26 protein-coding genes are annotated in these 26,633 nt (G+C 65.8%); 15 read left to right on the top strand and 11 right to left on the bottom strand.

Annotation, left to right across the window (positions count from 1 at the left end):
* Position 1: 1 nt before the first annotated feature.
* Complete coding sequence (gene bcsB, locus F7R19_RS14755) at positions 2 to 2,281, bottom strand: cellulose biosynthesis cyclic di-GMP-binding regulatory protein BcsB (protein WP_061960204.1); 2,280 nt, start codon at positions 2,279 to 2,281, stop codon at positions 2 to 4.
* A 285-nt stretch (positions 2,282 to 2,566) separates the two neighbouring features.
* On the opposite strand from bcsB, the gene F7R19_RS14750 reads away from it, so the two are divergent.
* Both F7R19_RS14750 and F7R19_RS14745 read left to right on the top strand, forming a co-directional pair.
* Positions 2,567 to 3,415, top strand: a complete 849-nt coding sequence (locus F7R19_RS14750; RefSeq protein ID WP_150981103.1) for a D-amino acid aminotransferase — start codon at positions 2,567 to 2,569, stop codon at positions 3,413 to 3,415.
* Positions 3,416 to 3,487: 72 nt separating this feature from the next.
* Positions 3,488 to 3,763 (top strand): hypothetical protein, encoded by a 276-nt coding sequence (locus F7R19_RS14745; protein ID WP_150981102.1) that lies wholly within the window; start codon positions 3,488 to 3,490, stop codon positions 3,761 to 3,763.
* A 43-nt stretch (positions 3,764 to 3,806) separates the two neighbouring features.
* Here the strand turns inward: F7R19_RS14745 and F7R19_RS14740 are convergent, their stop codons facing one another.
* Genes F7R19_RS14740 through F7R19_RS14730 form a run of 3 tightly spaced genes read right to left on the bottom strand, consistent with a single transcriptional unit; the run spans position 3,807 to position 6,139 of the window.
* The gene (locus tag F7R19_RS14740; RefSeq protein ID WP_099047674.1) at positions 3,807 to 4,316 is read right to left on the bottom strand and encodes an OmpA family protein; all 510 of its coding nucleotides are present in this window, start codon (positions 4,314 to 4,316) and stop codon (positions 3,807 to 3,809) included.
* Positions 4,317 to 4,337: 21 nt separating this feature from the next.
* Positions 4,338 to 5,618 carry a diguanylate cyclase domain-containing protein gene (locus F7R19_RS14735; protein WP_150981101.1) on the bottom strand — a complete coding sequence of 427 codons (1,281 nt, stop codon included), beginning with the start codon at positions 5,616 to 5,618 and terminating at the stop codon, positions 4,338 to 4,340.
* Positions 5,615 to 6,139 carry a YfiR family protein gene (locus tag F7R19_RS14730; RefSeq protein WP_223505779.1) on the bottom strand — a complete coding sequence of 175 codons (525 nt, stop codon included), beginning with the start codon at positions 6,137 to 6,139 and terminating at the stop codon, positions 5,615 to 5,617. The genes F7R19_RS14735 and F7R19_RS14730 overlap by 4 nt, the downstream gene beginning before the upstream one ends.
* A gap of 377 nt (positions 6,140 to 6,516) precedes the next feature.
* On the opposite strand from F7R19_RS14730, the gene F7R19_RS14725 reads away from it, so the two are divergent.
* From F7R19_RS14725 to F7R19_RS14715, 3 genes are all read left to right on the top strand, one after another.
* Positions 6,517 to 6,720: a hypothetical protein gene (locus F7R19_RS14725; protein ID WP_061960199.1), complete on the top strand. Its 204-nt coding sequence runs from the start codon at positions 6,517 to 6,519 to the stop codon at positions 6,718 to 6,720.
* A 94-nt stretch (positions 6,721 to 6,814) separates the two neighbouring features.
* Positions 6,815 to 7,246, top strand: a complete 432-nt coding sequence (locus F7R19_RS14720) for a YXWGXW repeat-containing protein (protein ID WP_150981100.1) — start codon at positions 6,815 to 6,817, stop codon at positions 7,244 to 7,246.
* A 122-nt stretch (positions 7,247 to 7,368) separates the two neighbouring features.
* Positions 7,369 to 7,590: a hypothetical protein gene (locus F7R19_RS14715; protein WP_061960197.1), complete on the top strand. Its 222-nt coding sequence runs from the start codon at positions 7,369 to 7,371 to the stop codon at positions 7,588 to 7,590.
* 81 nt (positions 7,591 to 7,671) lie between these two features.
* Here F7R19_RS14715 and F7R19_RS14710 read toward each other — a convergent pair whose 3' ends face one another.
* The 3 genes from F7R19_RS14710 to glpK form a co-directional block, all read right to left on the bottom strand.
* Positions 7,672 to 8,055, bottom strand: a complete 384-nt coding sequence (locus F7R19_RS14710; protein WP_061960205.1) for a hypothetical protein — start codon at positions 8,053 to 8,055, stop codon at positions 7,672 to 7,674.
* 103 nt (positions 8,056 to 8,158) lie between these two features.
* On the bottom strand, positions 8,159 to 9,772 hold the full coding sequence (locus F7R19_RS14705; protein ID WP_150981099.1) for a glycerol-3-phosphate dehydrogenase/oxidase: 1,614 nt from the start codon (positions 9,770 to 9,772) through the stop codon (positions 8,159 to 8,161).
* A gap of 35 nt (positions 9,773 to 9,807) precedes the next feature.
* The gene (glpK, locus tag F7R19_RS14700) at positions 9,808 to 11,340 is read right to left on the bottom strand and encodes a glycerol kinase GlpK (RefSeq protein ID WP_099047628.1); all 1,533 of its coding nucleotides are present in this window, start codon (positions 11,338 to 11,340) and stop codon (positions 9,808 to 9,810) included.
* 33 nt (positions 11,341 to 11,373) lie between these two features.
* Here glpK and F7R19_RS14695 point away from each other — a divergent pair, with 33 nt between their 5' ends.
* Both F7R19_RS14695 and purU read left to right on the top strand, forming a co-directional pair.
* Positions 11,374 to 12,243 carry an NUDIX hydrolase gene (locus F7R19_RS14695; RefSeq protein WP_150981098.1) on the top strand — a complete coding sequence of 290 codons (870 nt, stop codon included), beginning with the start codon at positions 11,374 to 11,376 and terminating at the stop codon, positions 12,241 to 12,243.
* 56 nt (positions 12,244 to 12,299) lie between these two features.
* The gene (gene purU / locus F7R19_RS14690; RefSeq protein ID WP_061958911.1) at positions 12,300 to 13,166 is read left to right on the top strand and encodes a formyltetrahydrofolate deformylase; all 867 of its coding nucleotides are present in this window, start codon (positions 12,300 to 12,302) and stop codon (positions 13,164 to 13,166) included.
* Positions 13,167 to 13,245: 79 nt separating this feature from the next.
* On the opposite strand, the gene F7R19_RS14685 is transcribed toward purU, so the two are convergent.
* Positions 13,246 to 14,016 carry a DeoR/GlpR family DNA-binding transcription regulator gene (locus tag F7R19_RS14685; RefSeq protein ID WP_150981097.1) on the bottom strand — a complete coding sequence of 257 codons (771 nt, stop codon included), beginning with the start codon at positions 14,014 to 14,016 and terminating at the stop codon, positions 13,246 to 13,248.
* Between the two features lie 158 nt (positions 14,017 to 14,174).
* Between F7R19_RS14685 and F7R19_RS14680 the strand changes: the two genes are divergently transcribed.
* The 6 genes from F7R19_RS14680 to F7R19_RS14655 all read left to right on the top strand — a co-directional run bounded on the left by F7R19_RS14680 (position 14,175) and on the right by F7R19_RS14655 (position 20,302).
* Positions 14,175 to 15,293: an ABC transporter ATP-binding protein gene (locus F7R19_RS14680; protein WP_061958916.1), complete on the top strand. Its 1,119-nt coding sequence runs from the start codon at positions 14,175 to 14,177 to the stop codon at positions 15,291 to 15,293.
* Between the two features lies 1 nt (position 15,294).
* On the top strand, positions 15,295 to 16,395 hold the full coding sequence (locus tag F7R19_RS14675; protein WP_150981096.1) for an ABC transporter ATP-binding protein: 1,101 nt from the start codon (positions 15,295 to 15,297) through the stop codon (positions 16,393 to 16,395).
* On the top strand, positions 16,392 to 17,276 hold the full coding sequence (locus F7R19_RS14670) for a carbohydrate ABC transporter permease (RefSeq protein ID WP_061958908.1): 885 nt from the start codon (positions 16,392 to 16,394) through the stop codon (positions 17,274 to 17,276). Before F7R19_RS14675 ends, F7R19_RS14670 begins: the two co-directional genes overlap by 4 nt.
* Positions 17,269 to 18,099, top strand: a complete 831-nt coding sequence (locus F7R19_RS14665; protein WP_150981095.1) for a carbohydrate ABC transporter permease — start codon at positions 17,269 to 17,271, stop codon at positions 18,097 to 18,099. Before F7R19_RS14670 ends, F7R19_RS14665 begins: the two co-directional genes overlap by 8 nt.
* Positions 18,100 to 18,129: 30 nt before the next feature.
* The gene (locus tag F7R19_RS14660; protein WP_061958906.1) at positions 18,130 to 18,438 is read left to right on the top strand and encodes a DUF2160 domain-containing protein; all 309 of its coding nucleotides are present in this window, start codon (positions 18,130 to 18,132) and stop codon (positions 18,436 to 18,438) included.
* Between the two features lie 133 nt (positions 18,439 to 18,571).
* On the top strand, positions 18,572 to 20,302 hold the full coding sequence (locus F7R19_RS14655) for an ABC transporter substrate-binding protein (RefSeq protein ID WP_061958915.1): 1,731 nt from the start codon (positions 18,572 to 18,574) through the stop codon (positions 20,300 to 20,302).
* An 88-nt stretch (positions 20,303 to 20,390) separates the two neighbouring features.
* On the opposite strand, the gene F7R19_RS14650 is transcribed toward F7R19_RS14655, so the two are convergent.
* Together F7R19_RS14650 and F7R19_RS14645 are read right to left on the bottom strand one after the other, a co-directional pair.
* Positions 20,391 to 22,379, bottom strand: a complete 1,989-nt coding sequence (locus F7R19_RS14650) for a sensor domain-containing diguanylate cyclase (protein ID WP_223505776.1) — start codon at positions 22,377 to 22,379, stop codon at positions 20,391 to 20,393.
* Positions 22,380 to 22,640: 261 nt separating this feature from the next.
* Positions 22,641 to 23,501 (bottom strand): LysR family transcriptional regulator, encoded by an 861-nt coding sequence (locus F7R19_RS14645; protein ID WP_150981094.1) that lies wholly within the window; start codon positions 23,499 to 23,501, stop codon positions 22,641 to 22,643.
* A gap of 88 nt (positions 23,502 to 23,589) precedes the next feature.
* Here F7R19_RS14645 and F7R19_RS14640 point away from each other — a divergent pair, with 88 nt between their 5' ends.
* Both F7R19_RS14640 and waaC read left to right on the top strand, forming a co-directional pair.
* Positions 23,590 to 24,195 (top strand): cysteine hydrolase family protein, encoded by a 606-nt coding sequence (locus tag F7R19_RS14640; RefSeq protein ID WP_150981093.1) that lies wholly within the window; start codon positions 23,590 to 23,592, stop codon positions 24,193 to 24,195.
* A 181-nt stretch (positions 24,196 to 24,376) separates the two neighbouring features.
* Positions 24,377 to 25,402, top strand: coding sequence for a lipopolysaccharide heptosyltransferase I (gene waaC / locus F7R19_RS14635; RefSeq protein WP_061958914.1), 1,026 nt, complete (start codon positions 24,377 to 24,379; stop codon positions 25,400 to 25,402).
* Positions 25,403 to 25,439: 37 nt separating this feature from the next.
* Here the strand turns inward: waaC and F7R19_RS14630 are convergent, their stop codons facing one another.
* Positions 25,440 to 26,633 (bottom strand): c-type cytochrome, encoded by a 1,194-nt coding sequence (locus F7R19_RS14630; protein WP_150981092.1) that lies wholly within the window; start codon positions 26,631 to 26,633, stop codon positions 25,440 to 25,442.

The following is a 26,633-nucleotide window of genomic DNA, read 5'->3' as shown; positions in this document are numbered from 1 at the left end:
GTCAGCCTCCGTTGCGGCGCGCTGCCAGCCGGCCCAGGGCCCAGAACAGCGTCAGCGCCACCAGGAGGCCGGCCAGCATTCCGCCAATCGCCAGCAGCGCCGGATGCGCGGACAGCCGGATCCACAGCCATGCGTACCACGGCAGATTGCCGACGAAATACGTCTCGCCCAGCCGCAGACCTTCCAGGTCGCGCTGCCGGATCACGGTGAGATCGCCACGGATCTGCGCCACCTTGCCGGGATCTTCGAGCACGTCGAGCACGTCGCGCACGCGGTCATCGCTCGATGCGGTGAGGGCCACCACGCTGCGTTGCGCGGCGTAAGGTGATTCGAAGCCGATCAGCGCCGCCAGCGGCCCGTTGGCCGTGAGGATCGCGCGCCCGGCCGGCGAGATGTTCTCGGCCTCGATGCCGCTGAGCCAGTCCGACCACGCATGCGTGCGCTGGTCGCGCAACGCGATCTCGGTCTTGCCGCGCTCGATCAGCAGCGGCAGCGACTTGCCCCAGCCGTGCAGCACCTGCGCTGCGCTGCCGGTGCCGACGATCACCAGGTTGCGATCCTTGACCGATTCGATCGCCTTGGCCGGCGTGACGGCGACGCGCAGCGCAGGCAGGCCCGACCACTTGCCCATATGGCCGAGCACGGTCAGCAGCGCTTCCTCGTCGATGGCCGTCGGCGCATCGGGCATCACGACCGCGGTGTCGGCCAGGTCGGCCAGGCGTGTGAACGGGTAGCCGCTGTTGGCGAAGAACGCGAGATTCGGCAGCGCGGCATAGTGCAGGAATCCGCTGAAATCGATCGACGAATCGGGATCGATGGCGGCCCGTCCGACATTGGCCGCGGACGACGAGCATAAGCCGGTCTTTTGCGAATCGATATGAAAGCGGAACTGCATCTGGTTGTTGCTGCCGACCCGGAACGCCGGAATCAGTATCTCGTTGCTGACTGTGGCGCTGCCGCCGGACAGCAGCGGCACGCTAACCAAGTTTTCGTCGGTCTGCACGGTCAGCGGCTTGAGGCGGTACGACCGCACCAACTGGTCGTTGACATCGACGCTGAGTGTCGAATCGTTATACGTGGACGGCGCCGTATAGCGATACTTGACGCTGAGCGGCACCGCACGATCGTTCCAGCCGAACAGGTCGGCCGGCACGCGCATGTTCACGCGGATGGCATCGGGATTAGCGCCCGACACCTGCAGCTGCTGCGGATCGGTGACCAGTTCCTTGAACAGCACGGGGCGATCCGATGGCGCCCACGCCGGCGCGTCATACGGGCGGCGCGGCTTGCCGAGATCGACCGACTTGACGGCGGCGGTCGATCCGGCCAGACCGGCCTTGCCAAGCACGACCGCATTGGCGGCGACTTCGAGTTCCTGTGGGGTGCGCCCCGCCAGCACCAGCAGTTTGCGCGTGGGATCGGCCGGGTTCGGCATGACCATGACCGTGGGCCCTTCGATCTTGTCGAGATGGACGCCATCGGGCTGCGCGTTGGGCAGCACCAGCGCAATCGCATGCGCGTCGGCCGGCGCGCTGCGCGTAACCGGGAAGCGCAGTTCACGATAACTTGCCAGCGCCCCGAGCCACGACGCCACCACACCAGCGGCGCGCAGCGTCACCGGATCGGCATTGGCGGGCAGCACGAATGGCACCGTGACGCGCCGGTTGTCACGACGGTCGAAGAACGGCGCCGGCAACAGTGCGAGATTGTCCGGCAACGTAACCGTGGACTTGGTCAGCGTGAGCGTACTGGTGGGGCTGATGTCGGCCCACAGGCTCGAGTGATAGGGATCTTCGCAATGATCGAGCGTGTAGTGCGCGATCATCTGCACGTTGATGCGATTGAAGTCGGTGAAGTAGCGGGGATCGATGTCGATCTCGCGCGAGATCTGCTGGCCTGCGTGCTCCTGGTCGAGCGGCAGCGTGGCCACCACCTCGTCGTTGATGCGGATCTTCAGGTGCGACAGCGGATAGACGAGCGACGGCGAATAGGTGAATACGAGCTTGAGCCGGGCCGCGGTCACCACCTCGTCGAGACGGACGCCGACGTTGACCGTGCGCTCCGGATCGATGCCGCGCAGCGGAATCGTGTAGTTCGCGCCCATCTGTGCGAAGGTCAGCACCTGTGCGCGTCCGGGCGGCGGTGCGGCCGCGTCGGAGGCGCTGGCCGGTGCGATGGCCTGCGCGGCAGACCCTTGCGGAACGACGAAGGGGACAATGACCAGAAACAGCAAGGCCATCTGATGGAAAATGCGTCGAAGGCCAGACACACGTTCGGTCATATCGGCACGCCCTGTGAAGATCACGCAGCAGATTTTGCGTGTGGAAAATACTGCGTGACAAATATAGCACGCTGATTTCCGCGCGCAGCAAGGCATCCGGGAAGAATTCCGTGAATTAAGAAAAATTCAATTCATACGCGTGGCAGCCCTTAAAAGAATTGACTTGCATAACGCGCCACTCACGGCATGGCCCGTAAATTTGGCCCTCGGCATGCCAACTTTGCATAAAGTACACACCGGCCACGTGGAAGAATCCGGGCATTGTTCATTCCCATAAGAGCCGTCATGTCCGAACCCGTCGTCTTTCTGAATGGCGAACTGTTGCCGCTTTCCGAGGCCCGTGTCCCTGTGCTGGACCGCGGATTCATCTTCGGCGACGGCATCTACGAGGTGATTCCGTTGTACAACGGCAAGCCGTTCCGCGGCGCGCAGCATTTGGCGCGCCTGGCGCGCAGCCTGGCGTCGATCGGCATCCCCAACCCTTATACCGAGGCGGAATGGCTCGCCCGGATCGACAGTGTGGTCAAGGCCAACGGCTTGGCCGACCAGATGATCTATATGCAGGTGACGAGAGGGGTGGCCAAGCGCGCGCACGCTTTCCCGAAGGACGTCACGCCCACCGTGCTGATCATGACCAACGCGATGGCGCTGCCGCCGGCCGCGTCGGTCGAGCAGGGCGTGGCCTGCGTGACGATGGAAGACCGCCGCTGGCTCAACTGCCAGATCAAGTCGACTTCGCTTCTGGGCAACGTGCTGGCCGCGCAAGTCGCGGCCGAGGCAGGCGTCACCGAGGCCATCCAGTTCCGCGATGGATATCTGACCGAAGCGTCGTCGTCCAATGTGTGGATCGTCAAGCACGGCCGCGTTTGCGCGCCGCCCAAGGACAACCTGATTCTTGAAGGCATCCGCTACGGCCTGATGGAAGAGCTGTGCCAGGCGATGGACATTTCGATCGAAGCGCGCCGCATCGCCCGCGATGAAGTGTTCGGCGCCGACGAAGTGATGATTTCGTCGGCCAGCAAGGAGCTGCTGCCGGTGGTGTCGATCGACGGCCAGACCATCGGCACTGGCACGCCCGGCCCGGTGTTCCAGCGGCTCTATGCGGCGTATCAGGCAGCCAAGGCCGCGCTCTAAGGCGACCCGCCGCCAAGTCGGCGGCTGCGTGCTAGCATGGCCGCGGACGAACCACCGACTGGAGGCTCTCACATGTCCAAGCGCGAACGCAGCCGGCGCGTCATCAAGGAAGAGGTGAGCCGACGCATTCAGGAGATCGACGAGATCGTCAACGATGGCGCGCGCGTGCAGGTTCCGGACCCTACGCCACACGAGCGCGACGCGCGCGGGCGAAACTGGGACATGCTGCGCTTTGGCAACGCGCGCGGCTATGAAGCGGCGATTCGCGCGGTGGTGGACGATGTGCGCGACGAATTCGATCTGGTCGAGGACACCGTCGGCAAGGTGCCGAATCCGTTCGGAGACTGAGTCCGGGGCGGCCCGCAAGGTCCGCCAGCAAGATCCGCCAGTGTCAGTCGATGGTGACGATGATCGCCACGCGGCGGTTTTCGGCACGTCCCGCGGCAGTGCGGTTGTCGGCAATCGGACGCGACTTGCCCATGCCGCGCACCTGCAGGTGATCGCGGCCAAATCCGCATGAGGCCATCACGCGCGCCACGGCTTCGGCGCGCCGTACGGACAACTGCTGGTTGTAGTCGGCGCTGCCCGAATCGTCGGTGTGTCCGTCGATGCGCAGCGCTTCGATGCCTGCGTCGTGCAGCGCGCGCCCCAGCCGCAGCAATGCGCTTTCCCGATCCGGCGTGATGATGTCCTCGTCAAAACCGAACAGCAGCTTGTCCGGCAGGCCAAGCTCCCAGCCGTTGTCGGTCAGTTTGAACCCTTCGTCCTTGAGCAACGCGACCTGCGCGGGCGTGAGTTTCTCGCGCGCGGGTTCGGGCGCGCTGGCGCAACCGGTCAGCGCCAATGTGGCGCCGAAGGTGCAGGCGATAAAGAGGCGGCGGGTGATGCGGTGCTTCGTCATGGTGTTCGATCGGTGTGGCGTTCAGACATGCGGTTCCGGCGGGGCGGTTTCGGCGCTGCGCCAGGTGGCGCCGGATTGGCGTTTCGCGCCGTACATGGCGGCATCGGCGGCATGCATCAAACCTGAGCCGCTGCGCGCGTGCAGCGGGAATATGGCGATGCCGATCGACAGCGGCGCGATGATGGCGGTGCCGTCCGGCAGTTTCAGTGGCACATTCATGGCGTCCAGAATGCCCTCGGCAATCCGCACGGCGTCGTCGGGCAGCCGTAGCGCGCCAACCAGCACGGCGAATTCATCGCCGCCCAGCCGCGCGACGCTGTCGGTGTCGCGCACACAGGTACGGATGCGCTGTGCAATGCCGAACAGCACCGCGTCGCCCGCCGCGTGCCCGTGGCGGTCGTTGATCCCCTTGAAATCGTCACTGTCGAGATACAGCAGCGCGACATACTGGTTGCGCGCCGCCGCCGTGCGCACGGCCAGGTCCAGTGCGTCGGTGAAGGCGGCGCGGTTCAGCAAGCCTGTCAGGCTGTCGTGCGTGGCGCGGTGCGCCAGCGAGCGATTCTCGTGCTGCAACTGGTTCTGCCACGCTTCCAGTTCGTTCAGCAGGACGTTGAAGTCCTCCGACAACGCATTGAGTTCTTCGATACGCGCCGGCGGCATGCGCTGGCCGAACGCGCGTTCGGATCGCACCGCGTGTGCCACGCGCATCAGGTTGCGCAGCGGATCGACGATGTCGACGAGCATGCGGCTGGACATGTAGTGGGCGCCGATGGCAGTCAGCAACAGGCAGGCAATCAGCCCTAGCGTGCCTTGCAGCAGGAAATGTAGCAGCGCGACCGGATCCCCGACCACGCGGACGCTACCCACCTGTTGCGATTGATGGACGACCGGCATTTCTACTTCGCCGGAGCTCAGCAGTTCCCCCGCCAGCCGGCGCCACCCCGGGAAGCGGTCCTGGCCGGAGCGCTGCCACGCCGCCAGTTGCTGGCGATCGCGATCGAAAACCGTCACCGCCGCCACGTCTTCCACCGCAGCGATGACGGAAAGCGTGTCGGCCGCGGCCGCTTTGTCGCCGAACACCACCGGGGCCTCGACGGTATAGGCGATCGAGCGCGCCACCAGTCGCAGGTTGTGATCGGCGTAGGCGCGCAGCGCGGTCAGGCCGAGCGCCGTAAGAGACAGCCCGGCCGTGAGCACCGCAATCAAAGCCACGCTCAGATGGATGCGGCGCAGCGTGCCGTACAGCGTCGGCCGGGGCTGGGCAGTCTGGAGCGGGGAGGGTGGGCGGCCGCGCAGATTCATGAGCCCTGCGCCTTGCGGCGTCCCAGTTGCAATACGCCGGGGTGGACGTGAATGCCGCTGCGCGCGATGGCATCGAGATTGATGCGAAACGACACCTGGTTTTCGCGAATATTGAGGCAGAACATGCTACCGCCCTCGCATTCGAAGTCTTCCTCCGCGATCACCATCACGGGCCGGCCAACGAAGTCGGCAAGCAGCTTCTTGCGGCGCGCCTCGGTCATCGGGCCAAGGTACAGCGCGTCGCAATCGGCGGGCATCGGGTCGGCCAGCATGTCCACGCGCTGTGTTTCCACCAGCCGTCCGGTCGACAGCGTGCCGCCTTCCATCAATTTGCCGGCAAAGCGGGCGCTGTTGTCGATGCACAGGCGCAGCGATTCGCGCTCGTTCGGCCACCTTGCATAGCTGAGCAGGCTCATGACCACGCGCGCGACCAATTCCGGGCGAGAAGGGGACGCCGGGGACGCCGGGGACGCCGGGGACGCCGGGGACGCGGGCGGCGCGCCGGCCGTTGGCGGGGCCACGGAGGCCAGCGCGCCAGGGGCCGCCGGCGTCGCTACGGATGTCGGCGCCGCGCACACGGCGCCTGGGTAAGGCGTGGCGAGCACGACAACCAGCGCCGCCGCAAAGGCCGGTCGGGCGAGTCGGCACGGAACAGGAGGAAGGCGAAACGCGGTACGCAGCAATTGGAGGGCAGGCGGATTGTCGGACGATTCGCAGAAATGGGTGGGCGAAGGGCTCCATTGGAATGTCGGCAGGGATCGGGCAAAACTGTAGCGACAAACCGCTACGCCCGCATGGTGCCGGCGCTCTCGACTGCTTTCGACTGTATACCGGCCGGAGAGCTTAAAACGAATGTGCTAGAGTTTTTGGACGCGTTTGTCTTGTACGGAGAAGCACCATGGTGACTGAATCCAGACCGCAACTTAAGGCTTTCGTGCACACCGCGCCCCAGTCCGGGCGCTATGTGTGGGTGATTTCGCTGGTGGATTTTGGCGCCCAGCAGATCCGCAGGACCATTGTGTCCGACGACACCTTCACCACTTCCGACGCGGCGCGCGTGGCGGGCGACGCCCAGTTGAAGGCGATGGCCGGCGATCATTGAACCGGGCTCGTAATTTTCCGATACCCTTTCTTACACCCACCTCCTGGCCGGTGGGTAGACTGCTGCTCGTACCAGCTACAAGAATAGGGGTCCCATGAATCGTCATACCTTCCTGCGCGCAGCCGCTGGCGCCGCGCTGCTGTATTCGGCGGTGGCCTTCGCGCCGGCCGCCCTGGCTCAGGTCAACATCAACATCGGTATTGGCACGCCCCCGCCTGCGCCGATCTACGAAGCCGTGCCGGCGCCGCGCCCCGGTTATATCTGGGCGCCCGGGTACTGGGACTGGGACGATCACCATCACAAGCACGCATGGAAGGCCGGCCGCTGGATGCCCGAGCGCCCGGGCTATGCCTACGAAGGGCCGCGCTGGGTGCGCGCCAGCAATGGCTGGGTGATGCAGCCCGAGCGCTGGAACCACGGGCCGGATGACGATCGCTATCACGGGCACGACGGAGACGATCGGCGCGGCCCGGGGCCCAAGGGCTATCACTGCCCGCCCGGACACGCCAAGAAGGGCGAGTGCTGAACGCTCAGCGCCTCAGGAAAGCGCGTTGGAGCGTTCGGCGCGCGGTTCTCACGATGCGGTGACAGACGCGCGCAAGGCCATGCTAGGATGCCCGGGCTAAGCCGATTACCGGGAGATTCGACATGGCCAAGCAGGTCTTTTCGCGTGCACAGTATCTCGACATCCTTAACGACAGCCTGCGCCGGCACCCGGGATTCCAGCCGGGCATGGCGTTTGTGTTCCTGCCACCCGGCGCCAGCGCAAGCCAGGCCGCGGCGGTTGGCTGCACCGGGCCGCTCGAGGCGATGCCGGTCTATTGCGAGATCGAGCGCGTCGCGTCGGGGATGATCGAAGTGAAGGACTAGGGCGTCACGAATAATGCGGGCGCCCCGGCCGGCGCGCGGCGCATGGCAAGAAAAAAGCACCCGAGGGTGCTTTTTTTGCTTTCAGCCTTCGTCTTCCTCGTCATCGAGGAATTCGCGCCGGAGCATCCAGTTGGCGATGGCTTCGTCGCAGACCTTCTTGAGCTTGGCCTTGTCGGGCAGCTTGTCGAACAACTGGAAGTTCACCAGCGCCATGCCGGCATCGGTGATGTAGAACAGGCGGTCCGGCTCGTCATAGTGGACCACGCGCCCGTCGATGCCGGATTCCTCGCTGTCCGCGGGCATGTCTTCGAGTTCCACCACGCGGCACGTGAAGCGCGGGCTGCGCGTGTGCGTCAGATACTCGAATTCATCGTGCATGATTTCGCCGCCTTTATTGGCGACGACAGCGAAGCCCCAGATAAACCGGGGCATCGGCAGATCGGACAGATCGTCAATCTCGTCCATGGTGTTCTCCCTGATGCAATAGCCGGCATTATCGCCGAAGTCCCGCACCATGGGCGCCGCGGCGTGCCGATCCGCCGCCCGGCCGCCGGCTCAGCGGCACCGCTCAGGCCGCTCCGTTCAGCATATAGCCCTTTGCCAGCGCGCCAAACGCTTCGATTTCGCTGGCCTGCCAGGCGTCGTCAAGCCCAAGTTCCTCGGCCAGGATCGCGGCCACGCGCGGCGCGCCGGCCAGCGCATCCCTGGCATCGAGAAACAACGCGCGGTTGCGCCGGCCCAGCACGTCCTCGATCCGTCGCGCCAGCTCGTAGCGCGCCGCGAAGCGGACGTGCGCCTCGGTCAGGCCGGACGCCCCGACGATCATCGCGTCCGCGCCGGGCAGCGCCCGCACCAGCGGCAGATCGGCCCCGTAGTAGCGATCCGGCGATCCAGTATGCGGGTCGGGCAGGTCCTCCGGCATGCCCAGTGCGCCATGCAGCGGCAGCTCGGCAGTGCGGCACGGCGCGGCGCGCACCAACTGACGCTGGATCGCCGTTTCCACCACATCCTCGGCCATCTTGCGATAGGTGGTCCACTTGCCGCCGGTCACGGTGATCAGCCCCGCTTTCGATACGACGATCGTATGCTCGCGCGACAGCGACGCGGTGGACGCCTCGCCGGTGGCCTTTACCAGGGGCCGCAGCCCGGCCCAGACGCTGGTCACGTCGGCGCGCGACGGATCGCGGGCCAGGTAGCGCGAAGCGGTTTCCAGGATGAAATCGACATCGTCGCCGGCGGCGCGCGGCTCGAGCGGCAGGTCCTTGCGCGGCGTGTCGGTGGTGCCGACGATCACGTGGCCGTTCCAGGGCACCAGGAACAGCACGCGGCCATCGTCGGTCTTCGGGATCAGTACCGCGCGGTCGCCCGGCAGGAAGCTGCGCGGAATAGTCAGGTGCACGCCCTGGCTCGGCGCCACCATGGTGCGCGCCTGGCCGTCTTCCATCTGGCGCACGGCGTCCACCCACACGCCGGTGGCGTTGATCACGCAGTCCGCGCGCAGCGCGAACGAAGCGTCGCCGAGCGCGTCCTGCGCCGTGACGCCGGTGATCACACCATTGCTTTGCGTCAGGCCGGTCACGCGCATGTAATTGACGGCGGTGCCGCCCACGTCGAATAGCGTGCGCATCAGCGCGATGGCCAGGCGCGCGTCGTCGAACTGACCGTCGAAGTAGAGGTTGCCGCCGCGCAGCGGACGCCCGCCGACGTGTTCGGCCAGCGTGGGCGCGGCCTGCAGCGTTTCGCGATGATTGAGCCAGCGGCTGCCGGACAGGTTCAGGCTGCCCGCCAGCATGTCGTAGACCTTGAGTCCGATGCCGTAGAACGGTTGGTCGAACATCTGGTAGGCCGGCACGACAAAGCCGAGCGGCCACACCACATGCGGCGCGTTGCGCGCCAGCAGGCCGCGTTCGTGCAGCGCCTCGCGTACCAGGCCGATGTTGCCTTGCGCCAGGTAGCGCACGCCACCGTGCACGAGTTTGGTGGCCTTGCTCGACGTGCCCTTGGCAAAGTCGGCGGCTTCCAGCAGCAGCGTGCGATAGCCGCGCGACGCGGCGTCCACGGCGGTGCCGAGGCCCGTGGCGCCGCCGCCGATCACGATGACATCCCAGCGCGTCTCGCGTGCAAGCGTCGTGAGCAGATCGGCCCGCGAGGGCGGCTGGATCGGAGGAACGGTAATTTGCATGGATGCGATCACAGTCAATTCAGGAGTGCGCGGGCTCAATGGCCGGCTTCGTCGTCGCGCGCCCAGTCGCGCGCGCGATCCACGGCACGATGCCAGCGCGCGATGCGATGGGCGCGTTCGTCGTCCGACAGCCTTGGCTCGAAGCGATGTTCGATTTGCCACTGGCGAGTGATTTCCTCGGGGTCGGTCCAGTAGCCGGTGGCCAGTCCGGCCAGGTACGCGGCGCCCAGCGCGGTGGTTTCCGTGACGCGTGGCCGTACCACTGGCGTGCCGAGCAGATCCGCCTGCATCTGCATCAGCAGGTCGCTGCGCGAAGCGCCGCCGTCCACGCGCAGTTCGGCCAGCGAAATGCCGGCATCCTTCTGCATGGCGTCCAGTACGTCCACGCTTTGCAGCGCGATCGATTCGAGCGCGGCGCGCGCGATATGCGGGCCGCCGGTGCCGCGCGTGATGCCCACCATCGTGCCGCGCGCAAACGGGTCCCAGTGCGGCGCGCCCAGTCCGGCAAAGGCGGGCACCAGCACCACGCCGCCCGTGTCTTCGCACTGGCGCGCCAAAGGATCCACCTCGGGCGCGCTCTGGATCAGCTTGAGGCCGTCGCGCAGCCACTGGATCGTGGCGCCGCCCATGAACACGCCGCCTTCGAGGCAGTACTGGGTGTCGTTGCCGATCTGCCAGCCGATAGTGGTGATCAGCCGGTTGCGCGACGTCACGGGCTTGTAGCCGGTGTTCATCAGGATGAAGCAGCCGGTGCCATAGGTGTTCTTGGCCATGCCCGGCAGCAGGCAGGCCTGGCCGAACGTGGCTGCCTGCTGGTCGCCCGCGATGCCGGCGATCGGCACTTCCACGCCGAACAGGCGCGCCGCGGTGCGGGCAACTTCGCCGCTCGACGGCGCCACGTCGGGCAGCAGGCTGCGCGGAATGTCCAGGATGCCGAGCAGCTCGTCATCCCAGCGGAAATCGTGGATGTTGAACAGCAGCGTTCGCGACGCGTTGGACACGTCCGTGACGTGCCGCATGCCGTCGGTCAGCTGCCAGATCAGCCAGCTGTCGACGGTGCCGAACGCCAGTTCGCCGCGTTCGGCGCGCTCGCGGGCGCCATCGTAGTGATCGAGCATCCAGCGCAGTTTGGTGCCCGAGAAATAGGCGTCAATGATCAGCCCGGTCTTCTGCTGGAACGTGTCGCCGTGCCCGGCCGCCTGCAGGTCTTCGCACATCGGCGCGGTGCGGCGGTCCTGCCAGACCAGCGCACGCCCCACCGGCTCGCCGGTCTTGCGGTCCCACAACACCGTGGTTTCGCGCTGGTTGGTGATGCCGATCGCGCTCAACTGCGATCCGCTGACGTTGGCTTCGGTGAGCACCTCGTGCGCGACTGCCAACTGCGATTGCCAGATTTCGTACGGGTCGTGCTCGACGTGGCCGGGATGCGGATAATATTGCCGGAATTCGCGCTGGGCGATGCGCACCACATTGCCGGCGCGGTCGAACAGGATGGCGCGCGAGCTGCTGGTGCCCTGGTCCAAGGCCAGCACGTACTGGGGCTGGTGGGAAGTATGCGTGGATGTCATGCGTTCCATCCGGAATTGTTGAGTCGCGTTGTCATGTCTGAATTCGTGTCCAAGCCAATGCCTGTTTCCGCTTCCGCAGATGCCGATATCGTCGGCGCCATCCTGGCCGGCGTCGCCGCGCGCAGTCCATTCGATCCGGACGCGCACTGGCGCCTGACGGTGGAGGGCGTGCAGGTGGGATGGCTGCCGCGCAGGCATGCGCAAATCCTGACCGGCATGGCCGGCGACGTGATCGGCCCGGTCGACCCAGACGGCGCGGTGGCGCTGTTGCCCGGTTGCACGACGGTCGAAGCGCGCAATATCGCGCTGGCCGCGCTGGCGCGGCAACTGGCCGATGCGGGCCATGTGCGTGGCTGGCGCAACGAGCTGTTCGCCGTCACTCCGGCGCTCGATGCCGCGCCGTTTGCCGTGATCGAGCGCGCAGCCGCCCGTTTTTTCGGCCTGCTGACGTTCGCCTCGCATATGAACGGCATCGTCGACGGGCAGCGCGCCTTGTGGATCTCGCGCCGCAGCGAAACCAAGGCGGTCGATCCGGGCATGTGGGACAACCTCGTGGCCGGCGGCATGCCTGCGGGCAGCGATCCGCTGGAAACGCTGGTGCGCGAATGTGACGAGGAATCGGGCATCCCGCCCGCGCTGGCGGCGCAGGCGCAAGCGCATGGCGTGATCGACGTGCTGCGCGAAATCCCCGAAGGCGTGCAGTGGGAGCGCGTGTATGCGTATGACCTGATCCTGCCTGCCGGCTTCGTCCCCCATAACCGCGACGGCGAGGTGGCCGAGCATCGCCATATCGACCCGGCGTCATTGCTTGCTATCATGGCGGACCTCGCCATGACCGTCGATGCCACGCTGGTGACGCTGGATGCCCTCCGCCGGCGCGGCTGGACTGCCGTCCAGACCTGATTTGCACGCATCGCCGGCGCGGCTCGCCCAATCAAGATTCGCCCGATTCTCCGAAGATGAGCACCACCGGATTTATCCTGACCATTTCCTGCCCGGACCAGCCGGGCATCGTGCACGCCGTTTCCGGCCTGCTGTTCCAGCACGGCTGCAATATCGTCGATTCCGACCAGTACGGTGACGCCTTCACCGGCCGCTTCTTCATGCGCGTGCATTTCAGCACGGCCGCGGGCGGCCCGGGCCTGGCGGAACTGCGCGCCGCGTTCGCGCCCGTGGGCGAGCAGTTCGGCATGCAGTGGGAGGTCTTCGATGCGACGGTGAAGCCGCGCGTGATGATCATGGTGTCCAAGATCGGCCATTGCCTGAACGATCTGCTGTTCCGCGCCAAGGCCGGTGGCCTGCCCGTGGAGATCGCCGCGATCGTGTCGAACCACCGCGATTTCTATCAGCTGGCTGCCTCGTACGATGTGCCGTTCTTCCACTTGCCGCTGATGAATGCGTCGGCCGAGCAGAAGGCCGCGCAGGAAGCGCGCGTGTTCGAAGTGGTGCGCGACCAGAACATCGACCTGGTGGTGCTGGCGCGCTACATGCAGGTGCTTTCCGACGACCTGTGCCGCAAGCTGCAGGGCCGCGCGATCAACATCCACCACTCGTTCCTGCCCAGCTTCAAGGGCGCAAAGCCGTACTACCAGGCGCACGACCGCGGCGTGAAGCTGATCGGCGCGACCGCGCACTATGTGACGGCCGACCTGGACGAAGGCCCGATCATCGAGCAGGAAATCGAGCGCGTCGATCACAGCATGGATCCCGATCAGCTGACCGCCGTCGGCCGCGACGTCGAATGCGTGGCGCTCGCCCGCGCGGTCAAGTGGCATGCGGAACACCGCATCCTCGTGAACGGCCACAAGACGGTGGTCTTCAAGTAATTGCCCGCCGCCGCGCCGACGCGGCGCATCGCAACGGCTGCCCGCGCGCAACGGGGGCAGCCGGCGCGGTGGGCGCGCTTCATTCCTGGTCGGCGACCACACATTTCACTCCGCTTTCGGCCAGCATCGTATCGAACGGCGCTTGCAGAGGCTCGTCCGTGAACAGTCTGTTGATGCTCGACAGCGGCGCCAGTTCCACCATCGCCTGGCGATTGAATTTGCTGGCGTCGGCGGCGAGCCACACCTCACGCGAATGTTCCATGATCGTTCGCGCCACCTTCACCTCGCGAAAATCGTAATCGCGCAGCGTGCCGTCGGCCTCGATGCCTGAGATGCCGATCAGTCCGATATCCACCTTGAACTGACGGATAAATTCCACCGTCGCCTCGCCGACGATGCCGCGGTCACGCGATCGCAACACGCCGCCGGCCACAATCACTTCGCAGTCCGAATTGTCCGCCAGGATATTGGCCACGTTCAGGTTATTGGTAATCACGCGCAGCCCGCGATGATGGATCAGCGCGCGCGCGACTTCTTCCACCGTGGTGCCGATGTTCAGGATCAGCGAGCAGCCTTCGGGCACCGCGGCCGCCACGGCGCGCGCGATGCGCGCCTTGCCTTCGGCATTGAGCACTTGCCGCTGGCGATAGGCGATGTTCTCGGTGGTCGAGCCTTCCATCCGCACGCCGCCATGAAAGCGCGCCAGCATGCCGTTTTCGGCCAGCAGGTTGACGTCGCGCCGGACGGTCTGCAGCGTCACGCCGAACTTGCGCGCGAGTTCGTCGATGGAGGCGAAGCCCTGGCTGCGAACTTCCTCGAGCAGGGCGGTCTGGCGGGGATTAAGCGTCATGCCGGCATTCTAGTTCAAACAGAAACGAAAACAAATGATGCGCCGCAGTATTGTTTTATGTTCGTTTTTGCGCTAAAACGAGCGGGATGATTTTAAAAGTGCGCCTCGGCTGCGGTTTTTCGATGTGGCTGAGCAAGTACAAGAACATTGGAGACTGGATGCAGCTGAGCCTGGAAGGCATTGCGCAGCAAGTGGGGTCGCAAGCCTATCTCTACCCGATGTCACTGGCACCCACGCCAGGCGCCGTCACCATCCTTCTGGGAACCACCCAGGCCGGCAAGACATCGCTGATGCGGATCATGGCAGGGCTGGACAAGCCCAGCGCCGGGCGCGTGATGGTCGACGGCATCGACGTCACCGGCGTGCAGGTGCGCGAGCGCAACGTGTCGATGGTCTACCAGCAGTTCATCAACTACCCATCGCTGACCGTCTTCGACAACATCGCGTCGCCGTTGCGCCTGCGTCGCGACAGCCGCGAACAGATCGACGAACGCGTGCGCGGCCTCGCCGGCCGCCTCCATATCGAACATCTGCTGGCGCGCTATCCGTCCGAACTGTCGGGCGGCCAGCAGCAGCGCGTGGCGCTGGCGCGCGCGCTGGCCAAGAACGCGCCGTTGATGCTGCTCGACGAACCGCTGGTAAATCTCGACTACAAGCTGCGCGAGGAACTGCGCGAAGAGCTGACCCATCTGTTCGCCCAGGGCGATGCCACCGTGATCTACGCCACCACCGAGCCAGCGGAAGCGCTGCTGCTGGGCGGCTACACGGCCGTGCTCGATGCGGGCGAACTGCTGCAATACGGGCCGACGCCGGAAGTCTTCCACTATCCCGCATCGCTGCGTGTGGCGCGCGCCTTCAGCGATCCGCCGATGAACCTCGTCGAAGGCGTGCTGTCGGCCGGACGCGTAACGCTGCCCGGCAACATCGTGATTCCGCTGCCGGGCGTCGACGCGCCCGACGGTCCGGTCACGCTGGGCGTGCGCGCTGCCGCGCTGCGGCTCAGGTCGGTGCCCGACGCCGTCGAGATCCCGGGCAAAGTGGCGTTGGCCGAACTGTCGGGCTCGGACACCTTCGTCCACCTCGACACCTCGGCCGGCAACCTGGTTGCGCAGTTCGCCGGCGTGCTGGACCTCGAGCTTGGCGCGCCGCTGTCGCTGCATATCGAGCCAGGCCAGCTCTACCTGTTCAACCAGGCGGGCCTTCGCATCCACGCGCCGCGCCGGCCGGGCGCGCTGGCCGCTGTGGTCAGCACGCCGATCACCGAGCCGGGAGCCTGACATGGCACGCATCGATCTCGATCTGGCGCACGCCTATGTCGCCCATCCGCAGAAAGACGAGGACTACGCGCTGCTGCCGCTGAACTTTACGTTCGAGGACGGCGGCGCCTATGCGTTGCTCGGCCCTTCGGGCTGCGGCAAGACCACGCTGCTCAATTGCATTTCCGGGCTGCTGCGCCCGTCGCAGGGCACGATCCGTTTCGACGGCAACGATGTCACCGACGCTTCGCCGCAGGCGCGCAACATCGCGCAGGTATTCCAGTTCCCGGTGATCTACGACACCATGACGGTCGGCGAAAACCTCGCGTTTCCGCTGCGCAATCGCGGCGTGCCGGCCGCGCAGGTCAGGGAGCGCGTCGGGCGCGTGGCGGAAATGCTCGATTTGTCGTCATCGCTCGATCGTCGCGCCAGCGGGCTGGCGGCCGACGCCAAGCAGAAGATCTCGCTGGGCCGCGGTCTGGTGCGCCAGGACGTGTCGGCCATCCTGTTCGACGAGCCGCTGACCGTGATCGACCCACACCTGAAATGGCAGTTGCGCCGCAAGCTCAAGGAGATTCATCACGAGTTCCGGTTGACGCTGATCTACGTGACGCATGACCAGACCGAGGCGCTGACGTTTGCCGATCAGGTGGTGGTGATGTCGCGCGGCAAGGCGGTGCAGGTGGGCGCCGCCGATGCGCTGTTCGAGCGCCCAGCGCATACCTTCGTCGGCCATTTTATCGGATCGCCGGGGATGAATTTTCTGCCAGCGCAATGGCGCGACGGCGCCATCGAAGTGGCCGGGCGGCGCTACCTGCTCGAGCTGCCCGCGGCCACGCAGTCGGCGCTGCAGGCGGCGGGATCGTTCAAGATCGGCGTGCGGCCCGAGTACCTGCAACTGGCGCCCGCCGAAGATCCACGGGCGATTCCGGTGCGCGTGGACCGCGCGCAGGACATCGGCACGTACTGGCTGGTGACGTCGACCGTCGATCATGGCGCAAGCGCCATGGTGCGCGCCCGGCTGGGCACGGAAGCCGCCACGCTGCGCGCGGGCGACACCGCGTGGCTGACGATGTTCAATCGTCACACCTGCTTCTATATCAACGAGGAACTGGTCCCATGAAGCCCGTGAACCAGAAGGCGTGGCTGCTGATTCTGCCGGTGGTGCTGTGCGTGGCGTTCTCGGCGATCCTGCCACTGATGACGATCGTCAACTATTCGGTGCAGGACATCATCTCGCCAGAGCGCCGCGTCTTTGTCGGCACCGAATGGTATGCCACGGTGCTGCGCGATGGCGAGCTGCACGATGCGCTGTTGCGGCAGCTTGGCTTCTCGCTGGCCGTGCTGTGCGTCGAGATCCCGCTGGGCATCCTGCTGGCGCTGGCGATGCCGGCCAAAGGGTGGAAGGCGTCGGCCGCGCTGGTGGTGATTGCGTTGTCGCTGCTGATTCCGTGGAACGTGGTGGGTACGATCTGGCAGATCTTCGGGCGCACCGATATCGGCCTGCTTGGCGCCGCGCTCGAGGGCATGGGCTTCGACTACAACTACACGGGTAGCGCCATCGACGCGTGGGTCACGGTGCTGGTGATGGATGTCTGGCACTGGACGCCGCTGGTGGCGCTGCTTTGCTATGCGGGCCTGCGCGCGATTCCCGACGCCTACTACCAGGCCGCGCAGATCGACGGCGCGTCGCGCTTCGCGGTGTTCCGCTTCATCCAGTTGCCCAAGCTGCGCGGCGTGCTGATGATCGCGGTGCTGCTGCGCTTCATGGACAGCTTCATGATCTACACCGAGCCCTTCGTGCTGACCGGCGGCGGGCCCGGCAATGCCACCACGTTCCTGTCGCAATACCTGACGCAGAAGGCGGTGGGGCAGTTCGACCTGGGACCGGCCGCGGCGTTCTCGATCGTCTATTTCCTGATCATCCTGCTGACGTGTTTCGTGCTGTACAACTGGATGCAACGCGCCGGCACCGCAAGCGCCGAGGAGATGCCCCATGGCTGACCGCAATCTTCCCGGGCAGCGCCCCGGCTGGTGGCGTCCGGTGTTCCTGACGCTGTACCTGCTGTTCGCCATCGTGCCGATCTACTGGATGGTGAACATGTCGTTCAAGACCAACGAGGAGATCGTTTCCACGTTGTCGCTTTGGCCGGCCACTTTTACGCTCGAACACTACGTGACGATATTCACCGATGCCTCATGGTATTCGGGCTATATCAACTCGATGATCTATGTGGCGATGAACACGGTGATCTCGATCAGCGTGGCGCTGCCGGCGGCCTACGCGTTCTCGCGCTACCAGTTCATCGGCGACAAGCACGTGTTCTTCTGGCTGCTGACCAATCGCATGACGCCGCCGGCGGTGTTCCTGCTGCCGTTCTTCCAGCTCTACACCACGATCGGGCTGATGGATACGCACCTTGGCGTGGCGCTGGCGCACCTGGTGTTCAACGTGCCGTTGGCGGTGTGGATCCTGGAGGGTTTCATGTCCGGCGTGCCGCGCGAGATCGACGAGACCGCCTATGTCGACGGTTATTCGTTCCCGCGCTTTTTCCTGACGATCTTCCTGCCGCTGATCAAGGCCGGCGTCGGCGTGGCCGCGTTCTTCTGCTTCATGTTCAGCTGGGTCGAGCTGTTGCTGGCGCGCACGCTGACATCGGTCAACGCCAAGCCGATCGTCGCCACGATGACGCGCACGGTGTCGGCCTCGGGGATGGACTGGGGCGTGCTGGCTGCGGCCGGCGTGCTGACCATCGTGCCCGGCGCGATCGTGATCTGGTTTGTGCGGCACTACATCGCGAAGGGTTTCGCGATGGGCCGCGTGTGACGTCTGACGCCGTTTGCAAGGGAGCGAGCGATGTTGAGCTGGATGGTTTGGACCACGCCCGTGGCGGTGTTTTTCACGCTGGTGGTGCTGATGCTGATCGGCATGACGATCTGGGAAGTGCGCGCGCCGACCACCGAGCGCAAGGGCTTCCTGCCGATTCCCACCACGCGCGGCGACCGCCTGTTTATCGGCCTGATGTGCGCCGCGTGGATCAACCTGGCATGGGTGGGGCTGGGCGAGAAGATCCAGGGCTGGCTGCAACTGGCCGAAGCGCCGTCGATCTGGATCAGCGTGGCGATTTCCGCCGTGGCGCTGGCGATCGTCATGCGCAAGGGCTGATGACGCCGGCGGCGCCGGCGCGGTGGAGCGCGTTTTCTGTCATGGGCTGCGAGATCTTTGTCCCTTCCCCGGGGCCGCAACCCAGTTAAAGAGCCGGGGAAGGGTTCCTGAGGAGACACTGATGAAAGAGCGCGTGAAGTTGGGGATGTCAGCCCTGGCCTTTGCGGCCGCGCTGACATGCGGACATGCCGCCCTGGCCGACGAGGCCGCGGCGAAGAAGTGGGTCGACAACGAATTCCAGCCGTCGTCGCTGTCCAAGGACAAGCAGATGGCGGAACTGAAGTGGTTCATGGACGCCGCCGCCAAGCTCAAGGGCAAGGGCGTCACGCAGATCAACGTGGTGTCCGAAACCATCACCACGCACGAGTACGAATCGAAAACGCTGGCCAAGGCGTTCGAGGAAATCACCGGCATCAAGGTCAACCACGACATCATCCAGGAAGGCGATGTGGTGGAAAAACTGCAGACGTCGATGCAGTCGGGCAAGTCGATCTACGACGGCTGGATTTCCGATTCGGACCTGATCGGCACGCACTATCGCTACGGTGCCATCCTGCCGCTGTCCGACTACATGAACGGCGCGGGCAAGGAATTCACCAACCCCGGCATCGACATCAAGGACTTCATCGGCACCAAGTTCACCACGGCGCCGGACGGCAAGCTATACCAGTTGCCCGACCAGCAGTTTGCCAACCTGTACTGGTTCCGCGCGGACTGGTTCGCGCGCAAGGACCTGCAGGACAAGTTCAAGGCCAAGTACGGCTATGACCTGGGCGTGCCGACCAACTGGTCCGCCTACGAGGACATCGCCAACTTCTTCACCAACGACGTGAAGGAGCTCGATGGCAAGAAGGTGTTCGGCCACATGGACTACGGCAAGAAGGATCCGTCGCTGGGCTGGCGCTTCACCGATGCGTGGCTGTCGATGGCAGGCTCAGCCGACAAGGGCCTGCCCAACGGCATGCCGGTCGACGAATGGGGCATCCGCGTAGCCGAGGACAAATGCACGCCGGTCGGCGCCTCGGTGTCGCGCGGGGGCGCCACCAACAGTCCGGCAGCGGTGTACGCGCTGACCAAGTACATCGACTGGATGAAGAAGTACGCGCCGCCCCAGGCCATGGGCATGACCTTCTCCGAAGCCGGCCCCGTGCCGGCGCAGGGCCAAGTTGCGCAGCAGGTGTTCTGGTACACGGCCTTCACCGCCGACATGACCAAGAAGGGCCTGCCGGTGGTCAATGCCGACGGATCGCCGAAGTGGCGCATGGCGCCGTCGCCCTATGGTCCGTACTGGAAGCCGGGCATGCAGAACGGCTATCAGGACGTGGGCTCGTGGACGTTCTTCAAGAACACCGATCCGAACCGGCTGGCGGCCGCGTGGCTGTATGCGCAGTTCGTGACCTCGAAGACGGTGTCGCTGAAGAAGTCGCTGACGGGCCTGACTTTCATCCGCGACAGCGATATCCATCACGACTACCTGACCAAGAATGCGGCCAAGTATGGCGGGCTGATCGAGTTCTACCGCAGCCCGGCGCGCGTGGCGTGGACGCCGACCGGCAACAACGTGCCCGACTATCCGAAGCTGGCGCAGCTGTGGTGGAAGAACGTTGCCACCGCGGTTACCGGCGAGAAGACGCCGCAGGCCGCGATGGACAACCTGGCCGAGGAAATGGATCAGGTGATGGGCCGCCTGCAGCGCGCCGGCATGGCCAACTGCGCGCCGAAGCTCAATCCGAAGAGCGATCCGTCGAAGTGGCTGTCGTCGGAACACGCGCCGTGGAAGAAGCTCGACAACGAAAAGCCGAAGGGCGAAACCATCGCCTATGACAAGCTGCTGCAGGCGTGGAAGGAAGGGCGCGTGCGCTGATCCTTCGCCAGGACCGGTGTCCGGCTTGCGGTGAGAACGGTGGCGCGTCATGCGTCACCGTTTTTTTTATCAAGTCAGCGCGTGCCGCTCAAGCGTCGCTGGCCGTCTGCGCGACGATTCGGGACAGGGTGCCCGCGTGGCACGCCTTGCCCTGGCGTTTGGCGTCGTAAAGCGCCATGTCCGCACGCATGAACAGTTCGCTCACCGATGTGCCCTGGCCCGCGCGATGCATCGCGCTGCCAACGCTGGCGGTCGACACCATCTGTTCGCCGTGGATCTCGAACGGGCGCATGGCGGCGTGCACCACGGTGCGGGCGATGCGCTCGACGGTATTCGGATTGGACACATTGTCGAGGATGATCGCGAACTCGTCGCCGCCGATCCGCGCCACGGCGTCGCCGGCCCGCACGCACGCGCGCAAGCGTTCGGCGTAGGCAATCAGCAACTGATCGCCCACCGGGTGGCCACGGGTGTCGTTGACGGCCTTGAAGTCGTCGAGGTCGACCAGCAGCAGCGCGGCGTGATGGCCGCAGGCATCGGCGCGCGCCATGGTTTCCTGCAGGCGCCGGTCAAAGCCCTTGCGGTTGAGCAGCCCGGTCAGGTGGTCGGAAAGCGTCTGCGCTTCGAGCGTGCGCAGCTTCTGGCGCTCGCCGGTGACGTTGCGGGCAAACATGTGCAGGCCGGTGACAACATCCTGCGCGTCATTCCAGGCCGGCTGGAATGTCACTTCCCAAGCCGCGCCGTCCGCGCTCTCGCGCGTGAACGTGATCGACTCGCCGGCGCATGCGCGGTCCAGATAGGGCTTGTTGGCCACGTATTCGGGCGTGCCCCACAGCTCGCGCAGCGACAGGCCGACAATCTGCTCGGCGGGAAGGCCGAAATGCCTCGCATAGGCGCGGTTCACGAAGGCAAAGCGCTCGCTGGCGTCGATAAACGCCACGAAATCCGGTACGTGATTGGCGATCGCCTCGAGCCGTTTTTCGCTGGCGGCGGCGCTGTCCTTGGCGGCCTTGAGCGCCGCTTCACGCTCCGACAATTGCGTCATCACTTCCGAGAACGCACCGGCCAGCTCGCCGATTTCGTCGTTGCGCTTGACCGTGAGGTCGGCCATTGCCCCGGGATGTTCGCCCAGCCGGCGCACCGTGCGATGCAAGTGTTCGAGCGGCGCGAGCAGATGGCGGATGGTGGCCCACATCGCCAGCGCAGCCAGCAGCAGCGACGCCAGTGCGACGAATATCGAGCGCTGGCGCGCTTCGAGCAGCGGCGCATACGCTTCGGCCGCGGGCAGCACGGAAATCACCTCCCAGCCGTTCGATTCCAGCAGGCGACGCGCAACCACCGGTTGCTGGGGTGACAGCACTTCCCAGGCCGATGCGGGCCGTTCGGCGCCGCATGATTCGCCCACAGCCCGCGCCGGCGTGAGCACCTTGGAGGTATCGGGATGCATCGCATAACGGGGATTCGGGCCGGCCGACACCAGGCAGTAGAAGCCGGTCACGCCGACGCGGTGATGAGCCAGCTCGCGCAGGAAATTTTGGGACGACAGATTCAACGCGCCGCCCACCACACCGAGCAAGTGGCCATTGGCATCGCGCAACGGCACGGCGAGGATCACGCCGGGCGCCGCCGAATGCTTGCCCTGCAGCAGGTCGGACACGGCGAAGTCGGCCCCGTTGGCGATACTGCGGAAGTAATCGCGATCGCCCACGGTCATTTTCGTGCCGTCCGGCACCGCGGTGCTGAATGCCAGCGAGCCATCGGGCCAGACCATGAAGACGGCGTTGAAGTGCTCGGGCATGTCGACCGTGTCGGCCGCCAGGCGGCGCAACTGGCCGGTGGGGTGATCGAGAACCGGCGCAAGCGTACGCGCGAGCCGGCGCAACACGAGCGCACGCGCTTCGAGTTTTTCGTCCAGTTGGTCGGCGACCAGCTTGACCAGTGTGTCCTGCTGATCCTGAATCACCTCGTTCAGGCGCGTGTAGGCGTAGTACTGGGAAAAACTGCCCCGCACCACGACCACCAGCGTGACCACAAGCGCCGCCGCGATTGCCATCCGGTACTTCAAAGAGTGCCGCATGAAGCTCTTTTTTTTATTTCCTTTGCACTGACCCGTACCCTGTTGCCTGGGCTTTCTGCAACAACAGCCCGTGTGATAGCGATATCGTCGGCAACTGGATCAAAGCGTAGCAGAACTTGTGTTTATCTCGATGGCATTGGCGCCCGGCCGGTGTGTGTCGGCGCACATCAGGCAACCAGAGGCGCAGCGCGGGCGTTCCGAATGCACTGCCGCGTGGCACGGCCGCGACACTTCATGCTCACGCCGGGCCGACATGGCGCCTCAAGGGCATTCGGCCAGGGTTTGGGCAAGCCAGTCGATGACCGGCCGAAAGCGTGAAGCGCCGCGAAACTCGACGGGATAGGCTAGCCAGATTTCGCGCACCACTTCCGGCACGTTGCGGATCAGCGCGAGGCCGGGCTCGCCCGCGCCGATGTAGTGGGGCAGCAGCGCCACCCCCAGGCCGGCGCGCACGCCTTCACGGACGGCCAGCAAGCTGTTCGACTGGAACGAAAAGCGGCGCGCCTGCGCCAGCGGCCATTCCACTTCGGGCAGCGAAAACCCCTCGTCGAGCAGGCCGCACATCGGCGTATCGCGCGAATCTGCCAGCGCCGCAGGCATGTCCGCGGGCGCGTAGAGGCCGAAATGGATCGTGCCCGCACGCTGCGCCACCATGGTGTCTTCCTTCGGCCGCGCCAGCCGTACCGCAATGTGGGCGCGGCGCTTGGCCAGGCTGGTCACGCGGTTGTCCACCTCGAGCCGCACTTCCACATCGGGATTGCCGACATAGAACGCGGGTAGCCGCGGCGTCAGGAAATGGCTGCCCAGCGACGCTGTGGCGGCCACGCGCACCATGCCCGACACCCCGGGCGCCGTCCCTTCGATCTCCCGCAACAGCCGGTCGGCGGACTGTTCCATTTGTCGCGCCGCGGTCAGCGCGTTGCGGCCTGCCGCGGTCAGCACGAAGGTGCCGTCGGCGCGCGTGGCCACCGGCTTGCCCAGCGCCGCCTCCAGCCGCCGAATGCGCCGGATCGCCGTGGCGTGGGTGATATCGAGTTCGCGCGCGCAGGCCGAATAGCTGCCGGTGCGCATCAGCGTGGAAAGGGTCAGCAGATCGTCCCAGGAGATTGTGCTTTTTTGCACAGCGAGTGTGAGCAAGTGGGGAATTGGCGCACAGGTTACCGCGCTCTAGCATGCATGCCTAGTCACTATCCAAACCTGAGACTTCGATATGCCAACCGCCCCGTTCACCTTGCTCGATGCCGCCGGCGCCAGCCGCAAGCCCTCAGCGTGGTCCGACGCCGTGCTGATCCTGGTCGATCACCAGCGCGAATACGTCGATGGAAAGCTGCCGCTGACCGGTATGCCGGAAGCCGTGGCGGGCTGTGCGGAACTGCTCGCGCTGGCGCGCCGCCATGGCACGCCGGTGATCCACGTGGTGCATCACGGCAAGGCCGGTGGCGCGTTCGATCCGGCCGGCCCGTATGCGTTGATCATCGAAGGACTGACGCCGCGGGACGGCGAGCAGACGGTCGTAAAAAGCCTGCCGAACAGCTTTGCGGGCACCGACCTCGCCGCGCGCCTGACCGCGCTGGGCCGCAAGGAATTGATCGTCGCCGGATTCCAGACCCATATGTGCATCAGCGCCACGGTACGCTCCGCACTCGATCACGGCTATCGCGTCACGCTGGTGGCCAACGGCTGCGCCACGCGCGACCTGCCCGATCCGCTCGGCGGCGCGCCGCTGCCTGCGGCCGAACTGCATCGCGTCACGCTGGCGGCGCTGAACGACCGCTTTGCCACCGTGGTGCCCGATGCATCGGTCTGGCACGCCTGATTTGTCGCAGCGGCAGCACGGGAAGCAGGGGACACATGAGGCGCACGGCAGCGCGCTGGCAGCCGAGGGATGCCGGTGGCCGATGACGGCCTGATCCGCCCGACGCGCCCGGGAGTTGGGGCATACTAGCGCCTTTCGAACGCGGCCCGATCGGCCGCGTTTGCACACCGACGCCCCGTTCATGAAGCGCATTCTTCTTATTAAGATCACGTCGCTCGGCGACATGGTGCACACCCTGCCGTTGCTGTACGACCTGCGACGCGCCTATCCCGAAGCCAAGATCGACTGGATCGCCGATGCATCCTGTGCGGATATTCCGCGCTGGGCCGTCGGCGTGGATCGCGTGATCGCGCCGCCGCTGCGCCAGTTCAAGAAGAACGGCCGCAAATGGCGCGATCTGCGCGGCATCCTCTCCGCGTTGTGTCAGTTGCGCCGCGAGCCCTACGACGTGGCGATCGACGTCCATGGCGTGTTCAAGAGCGCCATCGCCGCGCGTCTGGCGCGCACCAAGCGCCGCCTCGGCTATGCCGCCGAATATCTTGGCGAGGCGAAAGCGGTGTTTGCCTATACCGAGATCTTCGGGCCGCATGGCGACGCCAACTGTCGCCAGAAAATGCGCATGGTGGTTGCCAACGCGCTGGGCTACCAGATCGAGCCGCACGAATCGGCCGAACTGAAAATCCCCGCGCCGGCCGTGGCGCTGAACGCCGACGGCGTGCCGCGCGCGATGCTGTTCCACGCCACCTCGCTCGACATCAAGAAATGGCCGCAGGCCAACTGGGTGGAAATCGGCCATACGCTGGCGCGCCGCGGCTATCGCGTGCAACTGCCGTGGGGATCGCCGAAGGAGCAGGACGAAGCCAAGGCGCTTGCCGCCGCCATTCCCAACGCCGAAGTGCTGCCGCGCATGTCGATCACGGAATGTGCGCAGCGCGTCGACGCCGCGGCGCTGGTGGTCGGCATGGACACCGGCTTCGTGCATCTGGCCGATGCGCTGGGCAAGCCTACCGTGATGCTGTTCACGGCCACCTCGCGCCCGCATTTCGGGGTGGACAAGCCCGGCCAGTCCGTATCTGTGGGTGATAACGGCGCGCCGCCGTCGGTCGACGAGGTGCTGCGCGCCATCGACTACGTGACCGGCCATGCCAGCACGCCAGACGCATTTGCGCCGCACGCCCCGGATCTCTCTTCGGCCGATCCGCGCTGAACCTTCGCGCGACGACCGCGACGCGCGGCGTCGCGGTTCAATGCACGAATCCGCCCTGCACGAAGCGCACTGGTTCGGCATCGATGCGCAGCAGCAAAGCGGTCAGTCCATCAGCGCCCACCGACGACGTGCCGGCCGCCTGGGCGGCGGTCTGCTGTCCGGCGGTGCACAGCAGATCGGCGTCGCTCCATTCGCGACGTTTGCCGTCCGCGCGGGCGCGCAGCCAGCCCTGACGATCCGCCAATAGCGTTGTGCCGGCCGGATGCGCGGCATCGACACCGGCAATCTGCGCATACACGCGCCACGCATCGGCAGACTCCGCCACGCAGTCGGCGCGAAATTGCCCCGCTTCGCCGGGCGCGCGACCGTCCGGCGTAACCAGCAAGGTCAGGAAACGCGGATCCTCGAACGGCTGCTCGGCCGCCGTGCCATCGATCATCACAACGCGCACGCGCTGTCCGCGCCGCCATTGCGATAGCGCGCGCGGTGCTTCCCGTCCGCAGCGCACCGCAACCTCCGGCAGCCGCAACGGTATCGGCCAACTGCCTTGCTGCGCCGCGCCGGTGCCTGCCGCAAGCGCCTTCATGTAGTCGATCACTGCCCACGTGTCGGTGTCGCTAAGCTGCGCGGCGAATGCCGGCATCGTCGCGTGTCCTCGCGCGTCGCGCATGCCGTGGGCGATATGCCAGAACAACTCGCCTTCGGCGCGACGGCCAAGCAGGGGACTGGCAAAGGTGGGCGGCCAGCGCATGAGCGTCGCCGACAGCCGACCTTCGCCGCGGCCGTCGTCGCCATGGCACGCGGCACAATGCTGCGCGTAGAGGCGCGCGCCCGTGGCGATCGACGTCACCGCAAAGCCCGATGGACTGATGTGGAAGCTGGTGGGCGCGGCCGGGGTCAACAGCAGGCCTGTCGACGGCCACGGTGCGATCGTGAGCGCCAGCGCGCCGATGGCGAGCGCAGTCAGCCGATGCCGCTTCCAGATGGCCGCGGCGAGTGCGCATGCCACGGCCAATGCGACGGCCAGCAGGGTCATGGCAAGCTGGCGCGCCAGACCCAGATCGATCAGCAGCGTTTCGCCAGCAATGCGCTGCGCCCACGGCCACGCGGGCTGGCCGTACAGTTCGCCCGTCCAGCCCAGCGCGTGCCAAATCCGCAGCAGGGCGAGCTGCGCCTGTTGGATCAGTGAGAGCAGTGCATTGAGCCACGCCTGGGGCGGCGGCCCGTTCAT

The sequence above is a fragment of the Cupriavidus pauculus genome (genome assembly GCF_008801835.1).
Lineage (GTDB): Bacteria > Pseudomonadota > Gammaproteobacteria > Burkholderiales > Burkholderiaceae > Cupriavidus > Cupriavidus pauculus.
The sequence above is the reverse complement of the archived record's forward strand: the minus strand, read 5'-3'. Positions and strand labels throughout refer to the sequence as shown.

Coding starts and splice junctions, on each gene's coding strand:
- F7R19_RS14680 (WP_061958916.1), top strand. CDS start 14,175: ATGCAGCTGAGCCTGGAAGGCATTGCGCAGCAAGTGGGGTCGCAAGCC.
- F7R19_RS14750 (WP_150981103.1), top strand. CDS start 2,567: ATGTCCGAACCCGTCGTCTTTCTGAATGGCGAACTGTTGCCGCTTTCC.
- F7R19_RS14665 (WP_150981095.1), top strand. CDS start 17,269: ATGGCTGACCGCAATCTTCCCGGGCAGCGCCCCGGCTGGTGGCGTCCG.
- F7R19_RS14660 (WP_061958906.1), top strand. CDS start 18,130: ATGTTGAGCTGGATGGTTTGGACCACGCCCGTGGCGGTGTTTTTCACG.
- F7R19_RS14715 (WP_061960197.1), top strand. CDS start 7,369: ATGGCCAAGCAGGTCTTTTCGCGTGCACAGTATCTCGACATCCTTAAC.
- F7R19_RS14740 (WP_099047674.1), bottom strand. CDS start 4,316: ATGACGAAGCACCGCATCACCCGCCGCCTCTTTATCGCCTGCACCTTC.
- F7R19_RS14705 (WP_150981099.1), bottom strand. CDS start 9,772: ATGCAAATTACCGTTCCTCCGATCCAGCCGCCCTCGCGGGCCGATCTG.
- F7R19_RS14720 (WP_150981100.1), top strand. CDS start 6,815: ATGAATCGTCATACCTTCCTGCGCGCAGCCGCTGGCGCCGCGCTGCTG.
- F7R19_RS14685 (WP_150981097.1), bottom strand. CDS start 14,016: ATGACGCTTAATCCCCGCCAGACCGCCCTGCTCGAGGAAGTTCGCAGC.
- F7R19_RS14710 (WP_061960205.1), bottom strand. CDS start 8,055: ATGGACGAGATTGACGATCTGTCCGATCTGCCGATGCCCCGGTTTATC.
- glpK (WP_099047628.1), bottom strand. CDS start 11,340: ATGACATCCACGCATACTTCCCACCAGCCCCAGTACGTGCTGGCCTTG.
- waaC (WP_061958914.1), top strand. CDS start 24,377: ATGAAGCGCATTCTTCTTATTAAGATCACGTCGCTCGGCGACATGGTG.
- F7R19_RS14630 (WP_150981092.1), bottom strand. CDS start 26,633: ATGAACGGGCCGCCGCCCCAGGCGTGGCTCAATGCACTGCTCTCACTG.
- F7R19_RS14640 (WP_150981093.1), top strand. CDS start 23,590: ATGCCAACCGCCCCGTTCACCTTGCTCGATGCCGCCGGCGCCAGCCGC.
- F7R19_RS14745 (WP_150981102.1), top strand. CDS start 3,488: ATGTCCAAGCGCGAACGCAGCCGGCGCGTCATCAAGGAAGAGGTGAGC.
- F7R19_RS14695 (WP_150981098.1), top strand. CDS start 11,374: ATGTCTGAATTCGTGTCCAAGCCAATGCCTGTTTCCGCTTCCGCAGAT.
- F7R19_RS14735 (WP_150981101.1), bottom strand. CDS start 5,618: ATGAATCTGCGCGGCCGCCCACCCTCCCCGCTCCAGACTGCCCAGCCC.
- F7R19_RS14725 (WP_061960199.1), top strand. CDS start 6,517: ATGGTGACTGAATCCAGACCGCAACTTAAGGCTTTCGTGCACACCGCG.
- F7R19_RS14675 (WP_150981096.1), top strand. CDS start 15,295: ATGGCACGCATCGATCTCGATCTGGCGCACGCCTATGTCGCCCATCCG.
- purU (WP_061958911.1), top strand. CDS start 12,300: ATGAGCACCACCGGATTTATCCTGACCATTTCCTGCCCGGACCAGCCG.
- bcsB (WP_061960204.1), bottom strand. CDS start 2,281: ATGACCGAACGTGTGTCTGGCCTTCGACGCATTTTCCATCAGATGGCC.
- F7R19_RS14650 (WP_223505776.1), bottom strand. CDS start 22,379: ATGCGGCACTCTTTGAAGTACCGGATGGCAATCGCGGCGGCGCTTGTG.
- F7R19_RS14670 (WP_061958908.1), top strand. CDS start 16,392: ATGAAGCCCGTGAACCAGAAGGCGTGGCTGCTGATTCTGCCGGTGGTG.